At 66.1% G+C, this 22,159-nt stretch carries 18 protein-coding genes; 4 read left to right on the forward strand and 14 right to left on the reverse strand.

The genetic code is table 11. The annotated features are described in order from the left end of the window. Nucleotides 1-64 precede the first annotated feature (64 nt). The 5 genes from G4Z14_RS12700 to G4Z14_RS12720 are packed head-to-tail and all read right to left on the reverse strand — an operon-like array spanning nt 65 to nt 4,636. Nucleotides 65-2,278: a hypothetical protein gene (locus G4Z14_RS12700; protein WP_164626299.1), complete on the reverse strand. Its 2,214-nt coding sequence runs from the start codon at nt 2,276-2,278 to the stop codon at nt 65-67. Next, nucleotides 2,275-3,144, reverse strand: a complete 870-nt coding sequence (motA, locus tag G4Z14_RS12705) for a flagellar motor stator protein MotA (RefSeq protein ID WP_164626301.1) — start codon at nt 3,142-3,144, stop codon at nt 2,275-2,277. Before motA ends, G4Z14_RS12700 begins: the two co-directional genes overlap by 4 nt. 56 nt (nt 3,145-3,200) lie before the next feature. Then, nucleotides 3,201-3,761, reverse strand: coding sequence for a MotE family protein (locus tag G4Z14_RS12710; RefSeq protein WP_164626303.1), 561 nt, complete (start codon nt 3,759-3,761; stop codon nt 3,201-3,203). Further along, nucleotides 3,758-4,144, reverse strand: a complete 387-nt coding sequence (locus G4Z14_RS12715; RefSeq protein WP_164626305.1) for a DUF6468 domain-containing protein — start codon at nt 4,142-4,144, stop codon at nt 3,758-3,760. The genes G4Z14_RS12710 and G4Z14_RS12715 overlap by 4 nt, the downstream gene beginning before the upstream one ends. A 12-nt stretch (nt 4,145-4,156) precedes the next feature. Next, the gene (locus G4Z14_RS12720) at nt 4,157-4,636 is read right to left on the reverse strand and encodes a flagellar basal body-associated FliL family protein (RefSeq protein WP_227751713.1); all 480 of its coding nucleotides are present in this window, start codon (nt 4,634-4,636) and stop codon (nt 4,157-4,159) included. A 123-nt stretch (nt 4,637-4,759) separates the two neighbouring features. On the opposite strand from G4Z14_RS12720, the gene fliF reads away from it, so the two are divergent. From fliF to fliP, 4 genes are read left to right on the forward strand one after another with little or no spacing between them, the layout of a single operon-like run. Further along, nucleotides 4,760-6,352, forward strand: a complete 1,593-nt coding sequence (fliF, locus tag G4Z14_RS12725; RefSeq protein WP_164626309.1) for a flagellar basal-body MS-ring/collar protein FliF — start codon at nt 4,760-4,762, stop codon at nt 6,350-6,352. Then, nucleotides 6,352-6,939, forward strand: a complete 588-nt coding sequence (locus G4Z14_RS12730; protein WP_164626311.1) for a FliH/SctL family protein — start codon at nt 6,352-6,354, stop codon at nt 6,937-6,939. Before fliF ends, G4Z14_RS12730 begins: the two co-directional genes overlap by 1 nt. Before the next feature lies 1 nt (nt 6,940). Continuing rightward, nucleotides 6,941-7,213 (forward strand): FliM/FliN family flagellar motor switch protein, encoded by a 273-nt coding sequence (locus G4Z14_RS12735; protein WP_164626313.1) that lies wholly within the window; start codon nt 6,941-6,943, stop codon nt 7,211-7,213. Next, entirely contained in the window at nt 7,210-7,935 is a 726-nt protein-coding gene (gene fliP / locus G4Z14_RS12740; RefSeq protein WP_321573046.1) for a flagellar type III secretion system pore protein FliP, read from the forward strand. The genes G4Z14_RS12735 and fliP overlap by 4 nt, the downstream gene beginning before the upstream one ends. A gap of 192 nt (nt 7,936-8,127) precedes the next feature. Here fliP and G4Z14_RS12745 read toward each other — a convergent pair whose 3' ends face one another. The 9 genes from G4Z14_RS12745 to G4Z14_RS12785 form a co-directional block, all read right to left on the reverse strand. Then, nucleotides 8,128-9,225, reverse strand: coding sequence for a flagellar basal body P-ring protein FlgI (locus tag G4Z14_RS12745; RefSeq protein WP_227751714.1), 1,098 nt, complete (start codon nt 9,223-9,225; stop codon nt 8,128-8,130). Continuing rightward, nucleotides 9,225-10,232, reverse strand: a complete 1,008-nt coding sequence (locus G4Z14_RS12750; RefSeq protein ID WP_164626317.1) for a flagellin — start codon at nt 10,230-10,232, stop codon at nt 9,225-9,227. Before G4Z14_RS12750 ends, G4Z14_RS12745 begins: the two co-directional genes overlap by 1 nt. Before the next feature lie 3 nt (nt 10,233-10,235). Further along, the gene (flgK, locus tag G4Z14_RS12755; RefSeq protein ID WP_164626319.1) at nt 10,236-11,693 is read right to left on the reverse strand and encodes a flagellar hook-associated protein FlgK; all 1,458 of its coding nucleotides are present in this window, start codon (nt 11,691-11,693) and stop codon (nt 10,236-10,238) included. A gap of 6 nt (nt 11,694-11,699) precedes the next feature. Beyond that, nucleotides 11,700-13,004 carry a flagellar hook protein FlgE gene (locus G4Z14_RS12760; RefSeq protein ID WP_164626320.1) on the reverse strand — a complete coding sequence of 435 codons (1,305 nt, stop codon included), beginning with the start codon at nt 13,002-13,004 and terminating at the stop codon, nt 11,700-11,702. Between the two features lie 92 nt (nt 13,005-13,096). Continuing rightward, nucleotides 13,097-13,936 carry a flagellar motor protein MotB gene (locus tag G4Z14_RS12765; RefSeq protein WP_164626322.1) on the reverse strand — a complete coding sequence of 280 codons (840 nt, stop codon included), beginning with the start codon at nt 13,934-13,936 and terminating at the stop codon, nt 13,097-13,099. 134 nt (nt 13,937-14,070) lie between these two features. Next, entirely contained in the window at nt 14,071-15,252 is a 1,182-nt protein-coding gene (locus tag G4Z14_RS12770) for an HlyD family efflux transporter periplasmic adaptor subunit (RefSeq protein ID WP_164626324.1), read from the reverse strand. Further along, nucleotides 15,249-17,465, reverse strand: coding sequence for an ATP-binding cassette domain-containing protein (locus G4Z14_RS12775; RefSeq protein ID WP_164626326.1), 2,217 nt, complete (start codon nt 17,463-17,465; stop codon nt 15,249-15,251). Before G4Z14_RS12775 ends, G4Z14_RS12770 begins: the two co-directional genes overlap by 4 nt. Next, on the reverse strand, nt 17,462-18,787 hold the full coding sequence (locus tag G4Z14_RS12780) for a TolC family protein (protein ID WP_164626328.1): 1,326 nt from the start codon (nt 18,785-18,787) through the stop codon (nt 17,462-17,464). Before G4Z14_RS12780 ends, G4Z14_RS12775 begins: the two co-directional genes overlap by 4 nt. 21 nt (nt 18,788-18,808) lie before the next feature. Beyond that, nucleotides 18,809-21,994 (reverse strand): Ig-like domain-containing protein, encoded by a 3,186-nt coding sequence (locus G4Z14_RS12785; RefSeq protein WP_164626330.1) that lies wholly within the window; start codon nt 21,992-21,994, stop codon nt 18,809-18,811. Nucleotides 21,995-22,159 lie beyond the last annotated feature (165 nt).

Raw genomic sequence — 22,159 nt, forward strand, 5'->3', positions numbered from 1 at the left:
TTCCTGACGCCGCAGATTCTCTGCTTCCTTGCGGACAGGCTAGAATGTCTTGCTTACCAGATGGTTACTGGGACACCGATTCGGGCAGGCTGACGGTTGCCAGCAGGGTATCAATCGCGGCGCGGGTTTCTCTGGCGCTGTCGACAAGGGCATGGCCCTTGGCAAGGGTGCCAGTCCGGGAAGGTGCATCCGGTGTCGTGGTGGCGTCTGCCGGCGGGCGAAGGCGCTGCGAAACAGACTGCCAGGGGCCTTCACCTGCGGTCTTCAAACGCTCCCACGCTCCGGCGCGGGCAAGGGCGACGGTGGCGGCGGTCTGGTCCCCGGTCTTTGCCAGAAGCTCCGCGCGCAAGAGATGCGCGTCGAGCAGGTTCAGCGCCTGAAGCCGCAAACCTTGCGCCACCTCGGTCTCAATGCCCTTCAACTGGGCCAGGGCCGCATGCGCGTCGCGCTGGCCCAGGGCGATTTCGGCAGCAAGTAGTGGGTCGGGTCTGTTTGTTGCCTCCAGCCAGGGTTGCGCCGCGGCGGTCAGCCCGAGATCGGTCAACCTGCGGGCAACGGCACTGATTGTCGCGTCCGGCAGATGGGGGGGAGTGGCGTCGACAGCAAGCACGGCAACGGCAAGGAAGGCATCGTCGGACGCAAGGCTGGCGGCAAGATCCCAGACCTCGCGGGTTCGGTTCGGGTGGGCTGGCAAGGCCTCGAAGGCGGCCGCGAAATTTCCCGAAGCCGCCTGAGCCAGCAGCACGGCCTCCTGCAGCCGGGTCTCCAGGGGCGTGCCGCGCTGGTCTTCAAGGTGGGCCTGCAGCGCCAGCAGCACATCCTGCGCGATCGGAAGTCTCTGTGTGATGCGGGCCTCGGTCAGGGCGATCAGGGCTTCGGGCTGGCTCTGTCCCGGATCAGACAGAACAGACCGTGCCGCAGTTTCCGCCTTGGCCGCATCGCCACGGCGCAGGTCCAGCTCAGCCTCCAGCAGCCTGGCACCGTGACCAGGGTCACCGGGGGCCCGGGTGATGGCATCGCGCACGGCGCGCGCCGCATCCTGCTTGCCCAGGGCAAGAAAGCGCTCTGCAAGCCTCGGGGCAAGATACCTGCGCAGGTGGAGCGGCAGGCCCGAGAAGGCCAACCGGATGGCGCCCTCATCGAGGGGGTCGCCTCTCGCCAGCAAGGGACTGTCAAGCAGGGCCCAAAGCGCCGCCGGACCTTTGCATGCGGCGAGGCCCACGAAAACCTGGCCCGGGTCGGGGTCGCCGTCTATGATGAAGCTTAGCGATTTCAATATATTGGCATCATGACTTTCCAGGCCGAAAGCCTTCAGCATCTGGCGGGCCTCGGCGCCGAAACCCAGATAGAGCTGCAACCTGATGGCCCTGGCGACTGCTTCGGGGTCAGCCTTGTCAAGTTCGACACTGAGATTCCTGCGCGTGTCGGCGATCTGGCCGGCAAACGGTATTGCTTCCTGACCCCAGCTGGCAATCTCAAGAACGGCATCGTCGACGCAGCGCGCGCCTTCTGCTCCCAGATCGGCCCTGACAGAGGTATCCGCTTGTCCAACCCGCGTCGGGGCTTCGCCGATGCGCATCTGCACCGAAGGAATGTCGGGCCCGATCAGAGGCCCGGCCTTGGGCATTTCGACCATGTCGACGACACCCTGGGCGGCGCCTCTGGAAAACTGGTACAGGATCGAGTCGCGCAGCGGCTGCAGCGTTGGGTCGGGCAAAGGCAAAGCGCGATCCGGACCGGGCTGCCGCGGGCGAACGGCCTGCACCGCTTCCCGCCTTGCAAGAGAGCCGTAAAGAGCATCCTTCCAGTCAAAGCCGGGATCCCGGTTCGCACCGGCGCCAGCGGGGGCAGGGTGGGCGATCACGTCGCCCGATGTCGCAAGCGGTGTCTCGACCCGCATCTCGAACGCACTGCCTTTTGGCGGAGCGCCATCCTTGAGATCGATGACGACAATGCCCGGGCGAAATTCGAACGGAATGGCGTGGCAAGCGCAGGCGAGGCCGACCTGCAGATCTCCGGTTGCCTCCGAAGCCCAGATCGCGGCAAGGCGCGACGTTCCGATCAGGTCGAACGCCTCGGTCAGGTCATAGGCGGGTTTCGGCCCGGACAGATGCATCAGGTAACCGTCCGCGCTGCGCCCGACCTGCCAATCGACGGGGTGGCCGAAGTCGAACACAAGGCGCGTGAATCCGTCATGCTCGCCCGAACTTACCCGCACGGGTTGCGCCAAGGCCGGGCTGGCGAGAACGAAAAGCAGGACAGCCAGGAGCCGGGTCATGCCGCCTCCTGCCTCAGGGCGCGCAGGGCGTCTTCAAGGGCCGAGAAGGTTGGCCGCACGTGATGCGGGGTGTTCTGGCGGCCGACTTCAATGCAGATGTTGGGCGGATGGCGGTGCAGGTTTGCAATCAGAACTTCGCGGATCAGCCGGTAGAACTGCGCGTCCTCTTCGACGACGCCTTTGACGCGGCTGGCGAAGGGCCCCATGATCCCATAGGCAAGAAACACCCCCAGAAAGGTGCCGACCAGGGCCGAGCCGATCATCTGCCCAAGAATTTCCGGCGGCTGGTCGAGCGAGCCCATGGTCTTGATCACGCCCAGGACCGCGGCGACGATGCCAAGCGCGGGCAGGGCATCCGCCATGGATTGCAGCGCATGCGAGGAATGCATGGCATGGGTCAGCGTCGCCTCCAGCCGCTTGTCGACCACCTCCTCGACCTGATGCGGGTCGTCGTAATTCATGGAAGCCGCGCGCAGCGTGTCACAGATCAGCTCGACCGCTTCGTGATTGTGCTGGATTTTCGGATACCGGCCAAAAATCGAAGAATCATGGGCGTTTTCAATGTGTTCCTCAAGGCCAACGGGGTTTGAGCGCGCCAGGCGGACAAGCTCGAACAGCAGGCAAAGCAGGTCACGATAGTCGGACGGCTTCCAGGTGACGCCCTTGAACACCTTGCCCATGTCTTTCAGCGTGTGCTTGACGGCGGCCAGGTCGTTCGACACCAGAAAGGCCCCCACGGCAGCCCCGCCGATCATGATCATCTCGAAGGGTAGGGCCGCGATGATCGGCCCCATCTTGCCACCGTGAATCGTATAGCCGCCGAAAACCATGACGAGGATGACGACGATGCCAACAATGCCGAACATGAACCCGGATCCCTTCCGTTTGCGCGCAGATTGCCAGTGACAGGTTAAGAATCTGCCTATTCCGTCGGGGCCATCGCGTTGCGCCCCGCGATCAGGGCCGACACGGAATAGGCCTTGTCCGGGGGCATGCCGGCCATGACAGCCGCCGCCGCCGCGGGCTGCATGCGGGCAAGGAAGCCGGCGGCGAATTCGGGCGCCATGGCATCGAAAAGCGCCGCGGCATCGGTGGGTTTCATGGCTTCGTAGACTGCCGTCAGACGCGCAAGATCCTGCTCGGCGGCGCCGTCGGCGATTGCCAGAACCTCCTTCAAACTGGCTTCGGCCGCCGTCAGTTCTGCCATGCGCTGGGCGATGGCGGCTTCGGACAGGGTCAAGGCTGCCAGGCGATCGGCGGCGGCGGCTTCTTGCGCGCGCAGTTGTGCGTCGCGGTCGTTCATCGCCTGCAAGAGCGCGGCAGGCGGTGCCGGGCATTCGACGGGCGCGGCCTCTTCTGGCGCCGGCTGGTCGGAACTGGACTTGGCAAAGGCCTGGCCAGCCACCCCGCCAAGCCGCAAGGCGCCTGAGGACGCCAGAAACAACGCCAGGATGACCAGCGCTCCACGACTTGCCCGCTTCATTCCGCCCCCTCCAACTCGGGCCGTGCCTGCCGGCGCCGGACGACACGCAGCTTGCGGTCGTCCTGCAGGTCAGGTGGCCGCGGGGGCGCAGCGGCGGTTTCGGGCAGGTCATGCATGGCGGCGACCAGCAGCTCCAGCTTGCCGGTGACGCCTTCGGCCCGCAACACCAGCGATTCCAGCCCTGCCGCCGAACCATTTGCGGCACTGCGCGCCTTTTCCAGCGCGCGCGTCATGTCATCCACCTGGGCCGAGAGGACTGCGATTGCGCCGCCCATGCCCGATTCCAGCGTCGTGAAGCGTTTCAGCCGTCCGGCCAGAACATAGCAATAGATCGCCGCGCCAAAGGCGCCCGCCGTCATCAGGACATCTGCAATCACCTGCATCCCCGGTTCCTTTCAGTTCAGCACGAATTCGGTCACGAGCAGGTCGCGCACGCGCCCCTCTCCGGTGACAAGCTGGATGCGCCGCAACAGATGCGCACGAATGCGGACGAGCGCAGCGGGATCTTCCAGCTGCTGGACATCAACCGCGCGCATGTAGCCGTTCAGCACGTCCATGATGCGCGGCAACAGAAGCTGGACTTCGGCCGCGTGGGGCGCGGCGACCTCGATCTGCGAGGTGAAGCGCAGGTGCCGCACAGTCTCGCCCGTGCCAAGGGTGATGACCAGGGGGTCAACCGGGACGAAGGCGATGTCGGGCAGGGCATCAGCCTCGGCCGGGTCATGGCCCGCATCCGCTGGCCCGAGAATCAAACCCGACCAGGTGGCATAGAAGCCGCCTCCGCCCAGAAGAAGGGCCAGAACCAGCCCGATGATGAGCGGCTTTCCGGATTTCTTCCGGGGTGCCGCATCCTTCGGTTCTTCGACATCAGCCAAGGGAATCGCCCGTTCTGCAAGAATCGTCCTCGGGAACAAAAATAGATCGAAGGTCACTAACCGATTGTTAATCCCCGTCATCCAAAGCTGGGACCAGGGCAGAAGTCCGCAATGAGGTGACCCGTGCAAAACCTGATCTCACTCTGGCAGGCGCTTGATGCAAGAAAACGCGCGATTGTGGCCGGGGCGACGATCGCGGTGTTTCTGGCGGTTCTGGCGCTGGCGCGCGTCGCCGGAACGCCGGGCATGTCGCTGCTTTATTCCGGCTTGCAGGGCGCCGCCGCAGGCGAAGTGGTGGCGGCCCTGGAACAGGACGGCGTGGTGTTCGAAGTGCGCGGCGAATCGATCTATGTCGACAGCAGCCGGCGGGACAGCCTGCGCATGGTGCTGGCAACCCAGGGCCTGCCGGCCAATTCCGGCACCGGCTATGAACTCCTTGACGGCCTTTCCGGCTTTGGCACCACTTCGCAGATGTTCGACGCGGCCTATTGGCGGGCCAAGGAGGGCGAGATTGCCCGGACCATTCTGGCAAATCCGATGATCCGGGCCGCGCGCGTGCACATTGCGCAGGCGCCATCGAAACCGTTCCAGCAGGATCAGAAGGCCAAGGCCTCGGTAACGGTTTCAACGGCGGCTGGCGGGCTTCCGGCCGAGCAGGCGCGGGCACTGCGGCATCTGGTCGCCGCCGCAGTTCCCGGCATGCAGCCCGCGGATGTGGCGGTGATTGACGCCGTGGCCGGTCTCTTGCCGGGGGAAGACGCCAGCCTTCGCCCGGATGCGGCCGGCGAGGCGCGCGCGGCCGAGTTGCGCCGCAACGTCGAACGCCTGCTGGAGGCGCGGGTTGGTGCGGGCAAAGCCGTGGTCGAGGTCGCGGTCGAGGTGGTAACCGAGCGCGAAGCCATCACCGAGCGTACCTTCGACCCGCAGGGGCGGGTGGCGATCTCGCAGGAAACCGAAAACCGAAGCGGTACGGCAAACGAGCCGGGCGGGGCGGTCACGGTTGCTTCGAACCTGCCGGATGGGGATGCCGGGGCGGGGGCGGCCGGCAAGAGCGAGACCAGCGAAAGCCGCGAGCGGGTGAATTATGAGGTGTCCGAGACCCAGCGCGAGGTCTTGCGCACCCCTGGCGCGATCCGGAAGATTTCCGTGGCCGTTCTGGTAGATGGCCAAAGCGTGACGGCGGCTGACGGCACTCAGGGCATCGAACCGCGCGGGGAGGATGAACTGGCCGTCCTGCGCGAACTCGTCGCCTCGGCGGTCGGCCTTGACGAGGCGCGCGGTGATGTCCTGACCATCAAGTCCCTGGCTTTCCGGCCAGATCCGGCAGTCGGAGAGCTGCTCGAGGCCGGGATCCTTGCCGGGATGGAGCCTGTCGACCTGATGTCGATAATCCAGATGGTGGTTCTGGCGCTGGTCGTGCTGGTTCTGGGGCTCTTCGTCCTGCGCCCGGTTCTGACGTCCCGGTCGCGGCTTCAGGCCGACGCTGCGCCGCTTCAGCTGCCGGGCGCCGGCTTTGCCTCCGGCCTGGCGGCTGACCGGGCCGAGGTCTTGACCGGCGAGATTGCGGAAGGGCCGGAATACGCGGCGCTGACGCTTGCCGAGGAAAGCCTGCCCGGCGATCCGGTCTCGCGTCTGCGCCGGTTGATCGAGGAACGCCAGGCCGAAACCGTCGAGATCCTGCGCGGCTGGATGGAGCAGGATGAGGAGCGCGCCTGATGGTCCTGCGGCTTGAGGTCTTTGAAAGCGAGGCGCGCGGACCAGCCTCCGACACCGTTGTTCTTGATACCTCGGCGCTGGAAGAGACGCGTCTGGCCTCCTACGATTCCGGCTATGCGGCGGGCTGGGAAGATGCAACGGCGGCGCAAAGCGGCGATCAGGCGCGGATCGGGGCAGACCTTGCCCGCAGTCTGCAGGCGCTGTCCTTCACCTATCAGGAGGCGCGCAGCCATGTGCTGCGGGCGCTGGAACCCCTGCTCGAAGCGATGGCCGGCAAGCTGCTTCCTGCCATTGCGCGCGAGGCGCTGGGCGGGATCGTGCTGGAGCAACTGATGCCTCTGGCCGCCGACATGGCGGAAACGCCCGTTACGCTGGTGTTGAACCCGCTGGCCCGACCGGCGGTGGAGCCGCTCATCGCCGCGGCAACCGGCCTGCCCCTGAGCATCGAGGAAGAGGCCTCGCTGGGAGAGGGGCAGGTCTACCTGCGCTTCGGCGGCGCGGAAAACCTGGTCGATCTTGACCGGGCGACCTCGGAAATCCTTGCCGCCACCCGCGGCTTCTTCGACTTGTCCCGCAAGGAGGGCTGAGATGGACGACACCACCCCCGACACCAATCCGTTTGCGCAGGTTCCGATCGAGGTGACGATCTCGGTCGGCAAGGCCCGGCCGCTGGTGCGTGACCTGCTGCGGTTGGGGCGGGATGCAATCCTGCCCCTGGACCGGCGCGTGGATGACCCGGTGGAGCTTTATGTCGGGGATCGTCTTATCGCCCGCGGTGTCTTGCAGGAAGTGGAAGGCGAAGGTGCGGGGCAACTCGCCGTCAGGCTGACCGAGGTGGCCAACCTTCGGGGCGGGCTGTGACGTGCACCCCGATCCTGTGCGTGGCGCTGTTCCTGGCGGTTCTGGCCAGTCCGGCGCTGGCGCAGGACATCTCGATCGACTTTGGCGACGGAGCGTCCCTGGCGACGCGATCGGTGCAGCTGCTGCTGCTCGTGACCGTGCTGTCGATCGTTCCGGGGCTTGCGGTGATGCTCACCTGCTTTCCCTTCATCGTCACCGTCCTGTCAATCCTGCGGCAGGCCATCGGTTTGCAGCAGTCACCGCCCAACATGCTGATCATCAGCCTGGCGCTGTTCCTGACCTGGTTCGTGATGGACCCGGTCCTGACCGAGGCCTGGGTGAAGGGGCTTGAGCCGCTTTCGAACGGGCTGATCGACGTACAGACCGCCATCCCGCTGGTCCTTGCGCCGTTCCGCGCGTTCATGACGAACCGGCTTGACCCCGACACGTTTGCGGCCCTGCAGGCCTTGCGCCCCGAGGCGGCCACGGCCCTGGCCGATGCACCCCTTTCGGTGCTGGTGCCGTCCTTCATCCTCTCGGAAATCCAGCGCGCCTTCGAGATCGGCTTTCTGGTGTTTCTGCCCTTCCTGATCATTGATCTGGTGGTGGCGTCTGTCCTGATGTCCATGGGGATGATGATGGTCCCCCCCGCGGTGGTTGCGTTGCCGTTCAAGCTGGCTTTCTTTGTGGTGGCCGATGGCTGGACGCTGATTTCCAGCGCCTTGGTGCGAAGCTACTTCTGACTGGGCCGACCTGTCCCGGTTGACCGCCCCGCACATCCCTGAGCGACACCCTGCCCGAGCAAACCGTGCCAAAGCTCCGCGCTACCGAACCCCCGCGGCGATCTTCGACCGGGTCCGCGCCAGGTGCCGGCTTGCCACCGCGGTCGGTCGGTCCCGCTGGCGAAAGCGGCCCAGGCAATCCTGCCGCCCGCGTCAGTTCACGACGAATTCGGCATGCAAGGCCCCTGCCGCATTGATGCTTTTCAGGATGTCGATCATGTCATGCGGGGCGACGCCCAGTGCGTTCAGCCCGGCCACAACTTCGGACAGGCTGGTGCCTCCGGTGATCTCGGCAAGCCCGGTGCCGGGGGCGGTTTCGATGCTGGCGGCGGTGCTGGGAACGACGATCGTCTCGCCTTCGGCAAAAGGGTTGGGTTGGGCCACAGTCAGGGTTTCCTCGACCCGCAGGGTCAGGTTGCCCTGGGCAACGGCGACGCGGCTGATCCGCACCTCCTGCCCCATCACGATCGTGCCCGAGCGCTGGTCAACCACGACACGGGCCCGCGTTTCGGGTTCGACCGCAAGATTCTCGACCCGGCTCAGCACATGGGCGGGCGAGCCGTTGCCGATTTCGGCGATGTTCAGCATGACGGTGCCCGCATCCAGCATCCGCGCGGCCCCGCTGCCAAGATCGCCGTTGATGGCGGTCTCGATCCGGGCGGCCGTGGTGAAATCCGGCGCCCGCAAGGCAAGCCGCAGCTGGTTCAGCGCGGTGAAATCAAAGTCGATCTCGCGCTCGACATAGGCGCCGGAGGGAATCGTCCCCGCCGTCGGCACGCCCTGCACCACGCGCGCCGCCGCGCCCTCGGCCGAGATCCCGCCGGTGATGATCGTTCCCTGCGCCACGGCATAGATCTGCCCGTCCGCCCCGTTCAGCGGCGTCATCACCAGCGTCCCGCCAAGCAGGCTTTTCGCATCGCCGATCGCCGAGACCGTGACGTCGATCCGCCCGCCGGCGCGGGCGAAGGGGGGCAGGTTGGCCGTGACGAACACCGCCGCCACGTTCTTCGGCCGGTATTCCTCGCCTGCAACATTGACCCCAAGCCGCTCCAGCAGGTTCGACATGATTTCTTCGGTGAACGGCGCATTGCGAATGCCGTCGCCGGTCCCGTTCAGCCCGACGACCAGACCGTAGCCGACCAGATCGTTGCCGCGCACCCCGTCGAATTCGACAAGATCCTTGATCCGGACCGGTCCCGCCACGGCCAGCGACGGCACGAGGCAAAGGGCGACAAGAAGCGCTTTGAACATCACAGGTAATCCGCGAGGCTGAGGCGCGAGATGCGCGCGGTGAGGGTGTAGATCAGCTCAAGCTGCGTTTCGGCATCCTGTAGCCGGGTCGCCGTTTCATAGGGGTCGATCTCGACCATGGCGGTCCGCGCCATGCCCAGCGCGGCAGCTTCGCTTTCATTGCGGGTCTGCGCCTGATCGAGGCGGGCCTGCAGCCCCCCAAGCCGCGCCGCAAGCTGGGCGCGATCGGTTTCCCCGGCAAGCAGCACCTCGCCGGCGCGCTGGGCCAGGCCTTTTTGCAGCTCGTATTGGCCGGGGAAGATGCCACGGTCGACCAGTGCCGCCATGGCAAGACCTTTCAGTGTCTTGCGCAGCGCCGGGTCATCGGCGGTGATGTCCAGAGCCAGGGCCTCCCCCGGGGCAACCGGAACTTCTGCCAGCGGTGCGCTGCCGAGATAGGCCGTGCCCTGATAGCCTCCGGGTGCGGCGAACCAGGCGTCCAGCGCCGCCTCGACCGAGGCAACGTCGGTTGCCCCGGCTGCGCCAATCGCGGATTCCAGCGCAGTCAGCAGCGTGTCGGCCGAGGCCATGGCCTGCCCGTTGGTGTCCATGCCGGCAAACAGGGTGCGGTCCCCGAAACGGGTGTTCAGCGTGGAAAGCGTCGAAAGCAGCGCCGCATGCGCAGCCGAGGCGGCGGTGCCCACATGGGTTGCCGCGGCGGTGCCCGAGGCGGCGATCAGGCTGTTCGACGCCGTGAGCGCCATGTCGGAAATCGTGGCCAGTCCGGTCTGCAAGGCCTCGGCGAACAGCGCGAGTTCCCGCGTCACCGCGCCATATCCCTCCAGCCGGGCAAGGCTGGTGTCGATGGCCAGAAGTGGCCCCATGTCCCCCGAAAGATGGCGCGGCGTATCGGCGGCCCGCCCCAGGGTCAGCTCCTGTGACAGGCGGGCAAGGTCGGCCTTTGCCTGCATCGTGTGGCGGCGCATGATGTTCGACTGCGCCAGATCTCCAAAGCCGAGGGTGGTCATGTGTTACAGTCCCAGAAGGGTGTCGATCATGGCGCCGATGGTCTGGATGACCTTGGCGTTGGCGGTATAGGCCTGTTCGACCAGAAGCAGCGATTGCATTTCCTGATCGGTGTCGACCCCGGCGGCCAGTTCGAGCTGCGTGAGGGCCTCGGCGCGGGCGGCAGCATAGCCCGCCTCGGTTTCTGCCGTCAGCCGGTCGGAGACGCAGCCCGAAAGCAGATCCCCCTGCAAGGCGGCAAAGCTGCGGGCGCCCGCCATGAAGGGGCCAGAGGCCGGGGTTCTGGCCGATGTCAGCGCGGCATGCAGGGCGACAAGGCCTGCCGCATTGCCAGCAAGCCCCGGCGTGGTTGCACCGATCCCGTCCCGCAGATGCCACAGGCCACCGCCCTGCCGCGGGTCGACCACGGCATTCAGCGCCAGGCGCTGAGCCAGCCCCGCCTCGTCGGCGGGCAGGAAATTTCCGCCGTCGTCGGTGAAAAGCCCGGCCTGCCCCGGCGCAAGCGTGGCATCGACGGCCGGATCGGCAAACCGTTCCAACAAATCCCGGGCAAGGGCATCGAGCTCGCGCTGCGCCTCGGGAGCAAGCTGGTCGCGGACTTCGAAATGGGCGGCGAGAGAGCCGCCGCTGATCGGGCTGTCGCTGCCCGAAGTCGCCACCGGGCGGCCGTTCAGCGTCAGGCCCGAAAGGCTGCCCGCGCCGATCGACATCTCGGCGGTGACGAGGCCGGCCGGATCAAAGCCGAACACGGCGGCCTGACCATCGACCAGCATCGCGCCGCCGGTGGTGTAGAGTGCGATCTGCCCATCGTCCCGGGCGATTTCGCGCAGGGGCACCACCGAGGCGATGCTGTCGATCAGTTGCTGGCGCTGGTCGATCAGGGCCGAAGGGTCGCGGGCGCCGGCATAAGTGGCGCGGATGTTGCCGTTCAGTTCAGAGATCTGCGCCAGCGTCCGGTTCAAAAGATCGACATCTGCCTCGATCCGGTCATCCGCCTCGGCCCGCGCGGTCTGCACCGCCTCGGCGGCGCCGCCGATCTGGCTTGCCAGATTGCGGGCCGTGTCGATGACGCGGGCAAGGCGGGCCTCGGAATCGGGCAGCGAGGCGGCCTCCAGCAAGGCGGTGTCAAATTCGGCGATCCGGCCGCCAAGGGAAACCGCGCTGTCGGCGGTGCCGATGGCCGCTTCAAGGCGCTGGAAAAACGATGACCGGGCAACACGCTCGGCCTCGGTCGCCTCGGCCCGGCGCCGATCGGCCAGCAAGACCGGGTCGACATGGCGCCGGACCCCGACGATACTGACGCCCTGGCCAGTCTGGCCCACCGCGCGCGCGGTGGTGATGACCTCGCGGCGGCTATAGCCCGCCGTCGTGGCATTGGCGATGTTCGAGGACACCACCTCGGCAGCCTTGGCGGCGGCCGTGAGGCCGGAAAGCGCGCTGGAAAGGCTGCCCGAGATGCTCATCGCGCGTTACCGTTTGATATTGGTGGTTTCCTGCAGCATTTCGTCGACAGTCTGGATCACCTTGGCATTCGAGGAATAGGCGCGCTGGGTCTGGATCAGCTGCGTCAGTTCTGCCGCCACGTCGGTCGCCGATTCCTCGCGCGAATAGCCCACCGTTGAGCCCGTCGGCCCGTCGCCCGCGTCCCACAGGTAGAAGGGGCCGGAGGCGGGCGAAATCTGATAGCTCTGGTTGTTCAGCGCGATCAGGCCGTTGGGGTTGGGCACATCGACCACCGGAAGCTGATAGATGCGGCGGGTGAAACCCTGATCGTAGACGGCATGGAGAAAGCCCTTTTCATCCACCTCGACCGAGGAAAGCGTGGCCACCGTGGTGCCGTTCTTGGAAATCGCAACCGGCGAGAAGGTGCTGGCAAGCTGTGTCATGCCGTTGGCCTCGCCGATCTCGCCGATGTCGAGCGCGATGGTGCCCCCCCCGACGGTCAGTTCAATCTCGCCCGTGGTCGGGTTGTAGGCGCCGCCCGAGGTGGCCGTGACCGTCGCCAGCGTGCCGCCGCCGATCTGCGTGTCGTTGAAGGTCAGTTCGTATTCGCCAACCAGCGCCCCGCCCGAGGCGCTGTCGCGCACCTCCATCGTCCAGATGTTCGAGGTGCCGGTTGCCGGCACGGTCGGGGTGAAGGTGAACTCCAGCGCCTCGGACGTGCCGAGGTTGCCGAAATATTCGACCGTCAGGTCATGCGAGGCCCCCGCCGAGCCGGCCACGCTTTCCGAGGCCGGCAGGTTGACCCCCAGCCGCATCTGCGTGGTCGGATTGCCGACATATTGGTTGGCGTTGATGCGCACCGGTTCCAGCGCGGCCATGGTGTCGCGCGGGAAGGTGTTCAGGCTGCCGTCGGAATTGGCCGGCCAGCCCATCAGCACCTGGCCGGTGGCGGTGCGCAGCACCCCTTCGGAATCTGCGCGGAAAGAGCCGGTCGTGACCAGCGAAATCGGATAGCTGCCAGCATTTGCGGTCAGCGCGCTGGCGTCGGTGACGGCCAGAAACCCGCGCCCGTCGATGGCGAGATCGGTCGAGTTCGTGGTGGCGATCAGCGGGCCGCGATCATCGATCAGGCGGAAATTGGTGGTTCGCACCCCGCCCGCCGAATAGCTGGTGTTGGCGTTGCCATGGGTCACAACCGAATGGAAATCGGTCTGCGCCCGCTTGTAGCCATAGGTCGCCGAGTTGGCGATATTGTCCGAGATGGTGGCAAGCCGGTTCGCATTGGCGTTCAGCCCGGCCACCCCCGCATTCAGCGAGGAGGAAATCGTCATCGATGGCGCCTTTCTGCAGCTTCGACTTCGTGTGAGGCCAGCCTGCATCCAGTCGCGTTAATTCTCCCATAACAGCTAAGATTTGATGGATTTTACCGATTCCTGCGCAAAAGCACGATCTCTATGCGGTTGTTGCGCAGCGCGGTCGGATCGGCGGTGGCGGGCTTGCGGTCGGCATGACCGGTGACGCGGGCGATGCGCGCGCCGGGCAGCTTGTGTTTCTCCAGCAGCTGGCGCAGGACCTGCGCGCGTTCGGTCGAGAGATCCCAGGTCGGATCTTCGCGCAGGGTGATCGGGTAGCTTCGAACATGCCCGTTCACCGCGATATCGTTGCTGGAAAGGCCAAGAACCTCGGCCAGAAGCGCCGCAATTTCGGCGGTCTGGGCCGCAGGCTCGGCGGTTTCGGGCCGGAAAAGCGGTGCGCCGTCAAGGTCGAAAAGCTCGATCACCAGCCCTTCGTCGGTGACGCGGGTCACGACGTGGCGCAACAGGCGCTCCATCGTCATGCTTTCGCCGCCCTTGGCGGTAAGGGCCTGCTCAATCGCGGCAAGCTCCTTTTTCTCGTCGGCTGAGGCCTCGCCATCCGATGCGGCCTCGCCGCGGGCCTTGTCGGATTCGGTGGGGTTTTCCGCAGTGGCGCCAGTGCCGTTCTGGGCCAGCGTGCTTTCGGTAAACGTGCTGTCCCCGCCGAAGGCGCCATCGCCGCCGCCGGAAACACGGTTTACCGGAATCGTCGGATTGAAGTAATCCGCGATGCCCTTTCGTTGCTTTTCCGTCGTCGCGTTCAGCAGCCACATCAGCATGAAGAAGGCCATCATGGCCGTCACGAAATCGGCATAGGCGACTTTCCAGGCACCGCCATGATGCCCGCCGCCCTGCACGACCTTCTTCCGCTTGATGATGACTGGCGCGGCATTCCCTTGCCCGGCCATTCACACACCCATGTCTTTCACACCCGGGATCAGCTGTAGCGGATCAGGGTTGAAGCGCGGTTAAGGGGTGGCATTTTAGAGAAATGGCGGGGCAAAGGTCCGGTCACGCCGCAAGCGCCGGTGAGAGCGCAGGCCTACCTTTCGCGCAAGGCCTCGCCGGCCTTGTAGAGCGGCTTCGTCAGATAGGTCAGGATGGTCTTGCCGCCGGTCTCCAGTTCCACCGTGGCCTGCATGCCCGGACGGATCTCCAACGCTTGCTGGCGCGCATCAAACCGCGTGCGGTCCACCGCCAGCGTCACCTTGTAATGCGCCTCGGCATCCGGGTTGCGGGCCTGTTCGTCCTTGAAGGTGTCGGCGGAAACAAACGTCACCTTGCCATGCAGGCTGCCGAAGATCGTGTAGTCATAGGCGGAAAGCTTGATCGTCGCCTCTTGCCCCATCCGCACCGCGGCAATGTCGCGCGGCTTGACCTTGGCCTCGACGAAGACCTCTTTGTCCAGCGGGATGATCTGCAGGATTTCCTCGCCGGGACGGACCACCCCGCCGATGGTGGTCACGGACAGCTTGTTCACCACACCGCGCATCGGCGCCAGAAGCGTGGTGCGGGACAGCTGGTCCTCGGACAGCTTGCGCTTTTGCCGCAGGCTGGCCAGCTCTCCTTGCGTCTTGGAATAGTCGGTCGCGCGTTCCTTTTCGGTGGTCGTCACCGCCTCGGTCAATTTGTTCTGCGCGTCCGAATGGGCCTTTTTCGCCCGGGTCAACTCGATCAGGGGGGCGATTTCGCGGTCATACATCTTCTGCACAAGGTCTAGCTCCTTGGCGGTCTGTTCGGCCACGGCCTCGGCGCCGGCGACGCGGGCGCGGTATTCACCCAGACGCGCGGCCAGAAGGGTGCGTTCCGACGTGGCAATCGCCGGCACGCGCTCTTCGATGCTGGCGGGTATCGCGAACTCGGCCGCGCCCTGCATCTCGGCCTCAAGCCGCAGGCGGCGAATTTCCAGTGCGGCGATCTCGTCGGCAAGCTCATCGACGGTGGCCTGAAACTGGGTGCCGTGAAGCCGGGCGAGCACCTGACCTTCCTCGACCACATCGCCTTCGGCGACGTTCAACTCGGCCAGAATGCCGCCTTCGAGATTCTGGATGATCTGCGGGCGGGACGAGGACACCACCTCGCCTGTGGCGCGGACGATTTCGTCGACCCAGGCGAGCGAGGCCCAGAGGAGGAACAGCACGGCGCTCAGCACGATGCCCCAGATCACAAGGCTGGGGCCGCGACCGCGACCGATGAGGTCGTCTTCATAATCCAGCGCGCTCATTGCTTTGTCCCCGCCTGTGCCTTTGCCAGATGGGCCAGCACCTGATCGCGCGGCCCGTCCACGGCAAGCTTGCCGCTTTGCAGGATCAGCGTCCGGCCAGTCAGCTGCAGGATCGGCACGCGATGGGTGGCGATGATGGCGGTGCGGCCCTGCAACCATGTGCCAAGGCGGGAAACGAGGGTGTTTTCCAAGGTCTGATCCAACGCCGAGGTCGGTTCATCCAGAAGCGCCACGGCAGGATCCTGCAGCCAGATTCGTGCCCAGCCGATCGACTGGCGCTGGCCTACCGACAGGCCTTCACCCATCTCCTTGATCTCCAGATCAAGTCCGCGCGGGTGGTGGCGCACGAAGGGGCCAAGGCCCGCGAAATCCAGCGCCGAGAACAGCCGGTCGTCGTCGCGTTCCAGCTGCGTCAGATTGAGGTTGTCGCGCAGCGTTCCGGCGAACAGCCGCACGTCCTGCCCGAGATAGCCCACCCCCCGCCGCAGATCGCGCGGGTGCAACTGGTCAATGTCGACGCCGTCCAGGAGGATGCGACCCCTGGTCGGTTCGTAAAGCCCGGCCAGCACGCGCAGAAGCGTCGACTTACCCGAGCCGTTCGCCCCCAGAACGGCAACGTGCTGGCCTTGCGGGATGGCAAGCCCCTGAATGTCGAGAATGGGGGCAGAGGTTTCGTCATAGCGGAATTCCAGGTTCCGCAACTCGTAGGCGCCGAGAATGCGGCTGCGGCGCAGGTAGTGGCGGCCCTCTTCCTCGTGCTGGCGGGAATTGGCGATGGCCTCCAGCCCGTCCAGCGCGGCCTTGACATTGGTCCATTTGGCAAGGGTTGCCGACAGGGCGGCCAGGGGGCCAAGCGTGCGCCCCGTCAGGATGCCGATGGCGATGATGGTGCCGACGGTGAAATCTCCGGCAAAGACCAGATAGGCCCCGACGATCACCGCGACGACATAGGTCGCCTGCTGCACGGCGGCGGCCCAGTAGCCCAGCAACGCCGTCAGATGGCGCTGATCGGCGGAGCGGGCGGCGGACAGCGCGGAAAGCTCGGACCAGATCCGCTTGACCCGGTCCTCGCCGCGCTGGGTGGTGACGGTTTCGGCCTCGAACACCGCCTCGTAGAGCAGGCGGGCGGATTTCTGGCTGGCGCCCTGGGTGGCGGCGGTCAGGGCGACCAACCTCTTTTGCAAGAGAAATCCCGGCAGCAGCATCAGCGCCCCGCCGATGACCAGCACCCAGACCAGATTGCCGCCGATCGAGGCGACCAGCGCAAGGAAGATCAGAAGGAAGGGCAGGTCGGCCACTGTGCCGATGGTGGAGGCGGTGAAGAATTCGCGCACCGAGGAAAACTCGCGCATGGCGGCAAAGATCTGGCTCGGAGATTTCTGGCCGGGGCCGGTCTTCATGCCCAGAAGCCTGTCCATCAGCCGCGCCTGCACGGTCAGTTCGATGCGCTTGCCGGTGACATCCATCAGGCCCGAGCGGGCAAGTTTCAGCGCCGCTTCCAGTGCGATGGCCAAGAGCGCACCCAAGGCCAGCACCCAGAGCGTCGGCTCGGACTGATAGGGGATGACGCGGTCATAGACCTGCATCGAGAAAAGCGAGACCGAAACCGCAAGCAAGTTCGCCACAAGGCTGCCGGCGGCAACTTCAAGCATCTGACGGCGGTAGTTCCGCAACTCCGACCAGAACCAGTGCCCCTTGTCCGGGCCGATGGCATGGCGCTTTTCAAGGTCGGCCATGGTGGTCTTGGCGCGCAGGAGGCGGCCGGCATAGACTTGGGCAAAGTCACGGGTCGACACATCGGCCCGCATGTCGGGGCAGGTGGTGTCATAGATCTGCAGGCCCGTGTCGCCTTCGGACAGCACCAGCACGATCTGACCCGAGGTCATCTCGGCCAGTGCGGGCAGGTGTTTCGCAGTCAGGCGCGGGGCGGTCTCGACGCTGGTCGTCAACCCGCAGGACCGCAGCGCGGCGGACAGCTCTGTCAGCCCGGGCCGGTCCGGGGTCGCGGCCGTCTGCAGGGTTTCCAGGATGTCGGCCACCGCGATGTCCTGCCCGGTGACGCCCGCAAAGACCGAGGCCAGCTGGGCGCGGGCCAGGGCGCGGCTGGCGTGACGGGGTTTTGCGGGAAGGTCGGCGGCGGGGCGCAGCGGGGGCTGTCCCGGCACCGCCCGGCTGGTGGCGTTGAGGTCGAAGGAGATGACCTTTTCCGTCACATCCGCGCCCCATCCACCAGAACCCCGCGGTCGCGCGCGATTTCCAGTTCCAGAAGCGCGATGCTGTAGGACAACGAGACCTGATCGCGCTCCAGTCTTGCGAAGCTATCATACTGGCCGACCAGTTCCAGCAGGGTGCGGCGGCCAAGTTTGTATTGCTCGGTGAACAAGTCCAGATTGCCTTCGGTTTGCGCAAGCACGGCTGCACCCTCGGCCTGCTGGCCTTGCAGTTGGGCGATCTGGCGTTCCAGGGCGACGATGCGGCGCTCGGCGGTCTCGCCAGCTTCGGCGATCCGGCGGGCGACGACGTCCCCGGTCGCATCCAGCGCCGCCTTTTCCTCTTTGCTGCCCCATCCCAGCAGCCCCGCGCCGCCCAGACGCAAGCCGGGCTCGATGCCGTCCGACGTGAGGTCGGCATTGGCGGTCAGGCCGGGCATCAGCCCGGCGCGGGCGATCCGGCTTTCGGCAATCGCGCGGGCGCCTTCGCCTTGCGCCTTGACCAGCGACAGCGGGGTCATCGTGTTGCCGACCACCGAAAGGCGGTCGATGCCACGCACCCCGTCGACAGGCATCGCTGCCATGGCCGCCAGTTCCGCCGTGGCCGAGATTTCCGCCTCGCGGTCGGCGGCCTGCGTCGCCTGCATTTCGACAAGCTTCTGGGCAATGACCTGCATTTCGGAACGGTCCGACAACCCGCCCTCGACACGCTGGCGCATGACGTCGGCAAAATCCGCCAGCCGCCCGGTGGCGCGTGCCGAAACGGCCCCCTGCGCGCGGGCGCGCTCGGCGTTGACGTAATGCGTCAGCCCGTCAAAGACCCGCTGGTTGATGTCGCTCGACAGCGTGACGGCAGCCACCTCGACGTCGGCGGCGGCATAGGCCCGTTCGGCCTTGCGCTTGCCGTGGTCGAACAGCGCCTGTTCCAGAAGCAGGCCCGCCGCCAACCCGTTCAGAGAAGTCAGCGTCACCGCCGGCCCGAGGTTCGGCAGCCAATTCTTCGCCCGCGCCTCGGACCGCAGCCGGGCGATGCGCAGTTCCGCCGCTGCCGCGCCCGCGTCGGCTTCCAGCACCGCATCGGCCACTCTGGCGTAAGAGCCGCCCGGGGGCAGCACCGACCGTCGCGCCTGCAAGCCGGAAATCAGCGCCGAGCCGCCCTCGGCCGGCACTGTTGCCGTATCGGCGGGCCGCAGGTTCATCCGGCTGGCAAGGCCGCCCTCGCCCGCACAGCCCGTCAGCACAAGCGCCATGGCAACAAGTCCGGCCCATGGCCGGGCCGGGGGCTTTGCCCCTGTGCTGGACCCGGTGTTGCGGCCCTGTGCCATGCGCCTCTCTTTGCCCCGCTCTCAGACGCCGGTGGTATTGACGACGAGATCGTCCTCGACCAGCACCGTCGCCCCGCTGCCCAGATTGTAGAGCCTGAAGCCCGCCGGAGCGCCCGAGACCACCTCGGTCGCCCCCGCCATGTTCACCACGTCATCCGCGCCGCCCACCACGGTTAGCTGCCGGTCGGCCCCGGTCAGCGCCCGAACCTGTTCGGCGGTGATGGTCAGGGTCGCATCGGCGCCGGTCAGGTTGATCGTGCCGAAGTCAAAGCCCTCCAGCCCGTCGCGGCCCAGATCCACCGTCACCGGCCCGGTCGAGTTGCGCAGGAACAGTGTCGAGGCCTCGTTGCCCGCCGCATCCTCGGCCCGCACCACCAGATAGCTGCCATCGGGAATGTCGGTGTCAAAGACGGCCTGGGTATGGGCGATGCCGTTCTTGGTGATGTTGCCGACAAAGGCCGATTGCTCCACCGCCGGCCCGGTCGCGGCAACCGCGAAGTAGTCGTAGTCATTGTTGTGGCCGGCGGTCCAGACTGCCGACATGACGTTGCCTTCGCTGGTGTCCTTGGTGACGTTGGCCGCCGTCGGCGCGAGAGTGTCGAGGCGTACCGTTTCGGTGCCCAGATCGCGGGTGTTGCCCACCCAGTCCCGGGCTGAAACCTGCACCGTCATCGCCTGATCGTCGCCCGCGGGCAGGCTGGTCTTGGGAACCGTGATCGTCCAGGTGCCGTCCGCCGTGGCCGTGGTCTGGATCGCGGCGCCGCCGTTGATCCTGACCCAGACCGTCGCGTTCGCTTCAACCGTGCCGGTCAGCGCGACGCCGGCCGCCGCTTCTTCGGCGTTGATCAGGCCGTCGCCGGCAATCGCCCCGCCCGAACGGGTCAGCGGCGTGACGACGCGGTCAATTGCGACCTCTTGGGTCAGCGTGCCCGAGGCGTTGCCATACTGGTCGCGCGCCGTTGCCGTGACCATCACCGAGGTCTGCCCCGCCGGAATGGCCGAGGCCGGCACCTGTGCTGTCCACAGCCGGTTCGCGCCCACCGAGATCGGGGCAAGCGTCGTGTTGCCCCAGGACAGGGTTACTGTGGAATAGGGCTCCACCGTGCCCGAAAGGGTGACGCCATTCGCCGCTTCCGCCGCGTTGACGGCATCGGCGCGGGGGGCAAGGCTTGACAGGTCGTCCACCGCCGTCAGCCGGAAGTTCTGGACTTCGGTGTCAATGCGAATGGTGTGGCTGGTGGTGGCGCTGTTGCCCGCCGCATCTGTGGCCGTGACCTGCACCAGCCCGTCGCGGGTCATGCGGCCAAAGGCGCCAAAGCCGAAGGGGGCGCTCCAGTTGCCATTGGCATCGGCCGCGACAGTGACGGTCCGGCCTTCGAAGGTGACGGCCACGGTTGCCTGCGGATCGGCGGTGCCGGTCAGGGTAAAGCCTGCGGTCTCCGCCATGGTCATGCGGTCGTCGCCGCCGACCTGGCCAGGGTTCACCTCCACCTCGGCAATCGTATCGACGCGGACCTCGCGGCTGGCCGATGCGCTGTTGCCGGCGCTGTCCTGCGCGGTCACGGTGATCTGGCTCTGGGTGGACTGGATGGCGCCAAAGAGATGGGCCGGGAAATCCACCGACCAGCTGCCAGTCGCCGGATTCACGCTGGCCGGCAGCGTGTGCCCGTTCCACGACACCATGACATTGCTCGAACCGGGTTCGGCCTGTCCGGTCACGGGGATCGGGCTGCCGTTTTCCAACGCGTTCAGCACGTCATTGCCCGCAACGGCGTTCACCGAGAGCGTCGCCGTACTGTCGATCCTGAAGGGGAAAGAGCTGGACGAGGCATTGCCCGCCGCATCAACCGTTGACACCGTGACCTGCGCCATGCCGTCCGCCGGAACGCTGCTGGCCCCGAACGCGGCGGCCCACTGGCCATTGGCGCCGACCGTTACAGTCCGCGACACCTCGCCGATGGCCACAGTCAGAGTCGCGCCGGGCGTGGAGGTGCCGTTGACTTCGAAGCCGCCGCTCTTTTCGGACAGGTTCACCAGATTGTCGCCGCCGACCGAGGTAACGCTGATCGGGTGCGGCAGGGTGTCGATGGCGATCGACTGGGTCAGCACGGTCTGATTGCCCAAGGCGTCGGTCGCCGTGATGGTGGCGGCAAGTTCATGATAGTCACCGCCGGAAATCTGGGCTTGCGGGAAGGTGACAGACCACAGTCCGTCGGTGCCGACCGTGGTGGTCTGGGTATGGCCGTTGATGACGACCGAGATCGACGCACCCGGCTCGCCCGTGCCGCCAAGGCCGACGCCGTCGGCATATTCGGCAAGGTTCTCGACGTCACCTTGGGCGGTGGTGCCGAAGGTGGTCTCCACCTCGGGCGGCGTCATGTCGATGATGAAATCCGGGCCGGTCAATTCGTGTTCGGTGCCGTCAGGTTCAGTCACGACGACATGGGTGGTATGCGCACCGTCGCCGGGCAGGCCGTCTTCGGGATAGGTGACGGTCCAGGTGCCATCCTCTGCGATGGTGGTGGTCTCGGTCACGCCGCCGATGGTCACCTCGACGGTATCGCCGGGCTCGCCCGTGCCGGTGACGGTGATCGAAGGGGCATCGGTGTTCATGGTTAGCGGATCGGCGTCCTGCGCGTCGACCGCGGGCGGTGCGCGGCCGTCGTCCCCGCTCCCGCCACCACCGCCGCCGCCGATGACAGCCGCCCCGCCGACGACTGCGGCCGCCGTGCCCAGACTGCCCGCGCCGCCCAGAAGGCCGGGGATCAGGGCTGCCATGCCCGCCGGCTCATCCGAGGCGACAACCCCGCCCGCGACCCCGTCGGCCTCGGCAAAGCGCAGGTCGTCAAGCGGGCTCCACTTTTCCCAGCCCTGCATCGGGCCGTAATCGGCAAAAAGCAGGCCATCGCCGGTTTCCGAAACGATCACCTCGGTGATCGTGCCGTTATCGGACAGGTAAAGGTGGTTCACATCGCCGGGAGCTTCGTTGAAATAGCCCGAGAGGACGATCTTGCGTCCATCGGCAAGCGAAATGATCAGATCGCCGCCCTGTTGTTCATATCCGACAATCGAGGCGCGCGACAGATTGAGCGATACGCTGTCACCTGAACCAACCTGAATGAAATTGCTTTGCCCTTCGCCGGCCACACTGCCACGCTGGGAACCGCCCGCGACATCGCGGACGGCGAATTGAATCGCCGCTACCATGTTACTACTCCGCCTCAAACCCGGATCACTACGCCCGGAACATTGTTATAGACCCCATCTTTTGTAGGGCCGATTGCCCTCTGGCATACGCGGGATCAAACGCGATTTCCAGCGTTTCATCCGAAATGCCGACGGTTCGTCACAATTCCCCCCAATTCCAGCCTT

Origin of the sequence: Tabrizicola oligotrophica, assembly GCF_011008935.1 — a bacterium.
Taxonomy (GTDB): domain Bacteria; phylum Pseudomonadota; class Alphaproteobacteria; order Rhodobacterales; family Rhodobacteraceae; genus Tabrizicola_A; species Tabrizicola_A oligotrophica.

What these genes read in the sequence shown, in the direction of transcription:
- flgK (WP_164626319.1), bottom strand. Translation starts at nt 11,693, where the DNA reads ATGAGCATCTCGGGCAGCCTTTCCAGCGCGCTTTCCGGCCTCACGGCC.
- G4Z14_RS12760 (WP_164626320.1), bottom strand. Translation starts at nt 13,004, where the DNA reads ATGACGATTTCCTCCTCGCTGAATGCGGGGGTGGCCGGGCTGAACGCC.
- G4Z14_RS12745 (WP_227751714.1), bottom strand. Translation starts at nt 9,225, where the DNA reads ATGTTCAAAGCGCTTCTTGTCGCCCTTTGCCTCGTGCCGTCGCTGGCC.
- G4Z14_RS12730 (WP_164626311.1), top strand. Translation starts at nt 6,352, where the DNA reads ATGGTCCTGCGGCTTGAGGTCTTTGAAAGCGAGGCGCGCGGACCAGCC.
- G4Z14_RS12765 (WP_164626322.1), bottom strand. Translation starts at nt 13,936, where the DNA reads ATGGCCGGGCAAGGGAATGCCGCGCCAGTCATCATCAAGCGGAAGAAG.
- G4Z14_RS12700 (WP_164626299.1), bottom strand. Translation starts at nt 2,278, where the DNA reads ATGACCCGGCTCCTGGCTGTCCTGCTTTTCGTTCTCGCCAGCCCGGCC.
- G4Z14_RS12750 (WP_164626317.1), bottom strand. Translation starts at nt 10,232, where the DNA reads ATGACCACCCTCGGCTTTGGAGATCTGGCGCAGTCGAACATCATGCGC.
- G4Z14_RS12785 (WP_164626330.1), bottom strand. Translation starts at nt 21,994, where the DNA reads ATGGTAGCGGCGATTCAATTCGCCGTCCGCGATGTCGCGGGCGGTTCC.
- G4Z14_RS12735 (WP_164626313.1), top strand. Translation starts at nt 6,941, where the DNA reads ATGGACGACACCACCCCCGACACCAATCCGTTTGCGCAGGTTCCGATC.
- G4Z14_RS12770 (WP_164626324.1), bottom strand. Translation starts at nt 15,252, where the DNA reads ATGAGCGCGCTGGATTATGAAGACGACCTCATCGGTCGCGGTCGCGGC.
- G4Z14_RS12715 (WP_164626305.1), bottom strand. Translation starts at nt 4,144, where the DNA reads ATGCAGGTGATTGCAGATGTCCTGATGACGGCGGGCGCCTTTGGCGCG.
- motA (WP_164626301.1), bottom strand. Translation starts at nt 3,144, where the DNA reads ATGTTCGGCATTGTTGGCATCGTCGTCATCCTCGTCATGGTTTTCGGC.
- G4Z14_RS12780 (WP_164626328.1), bottom strand. Translation starts at nt 18,787, where the DNA reads ATGGCACAGGGCCGCAACACCGGGTCCAGCACAGGGGCAAAGCCCCCG.
- G4Z14_RS12710 (WP_164626303.1), bottom strand. Translation starts at nt 3,761, where the DNA reads ATGAAGCGGGCAAGTCGTGGAGCGCTGGTCATCCTGGCGTTGTTTCTG.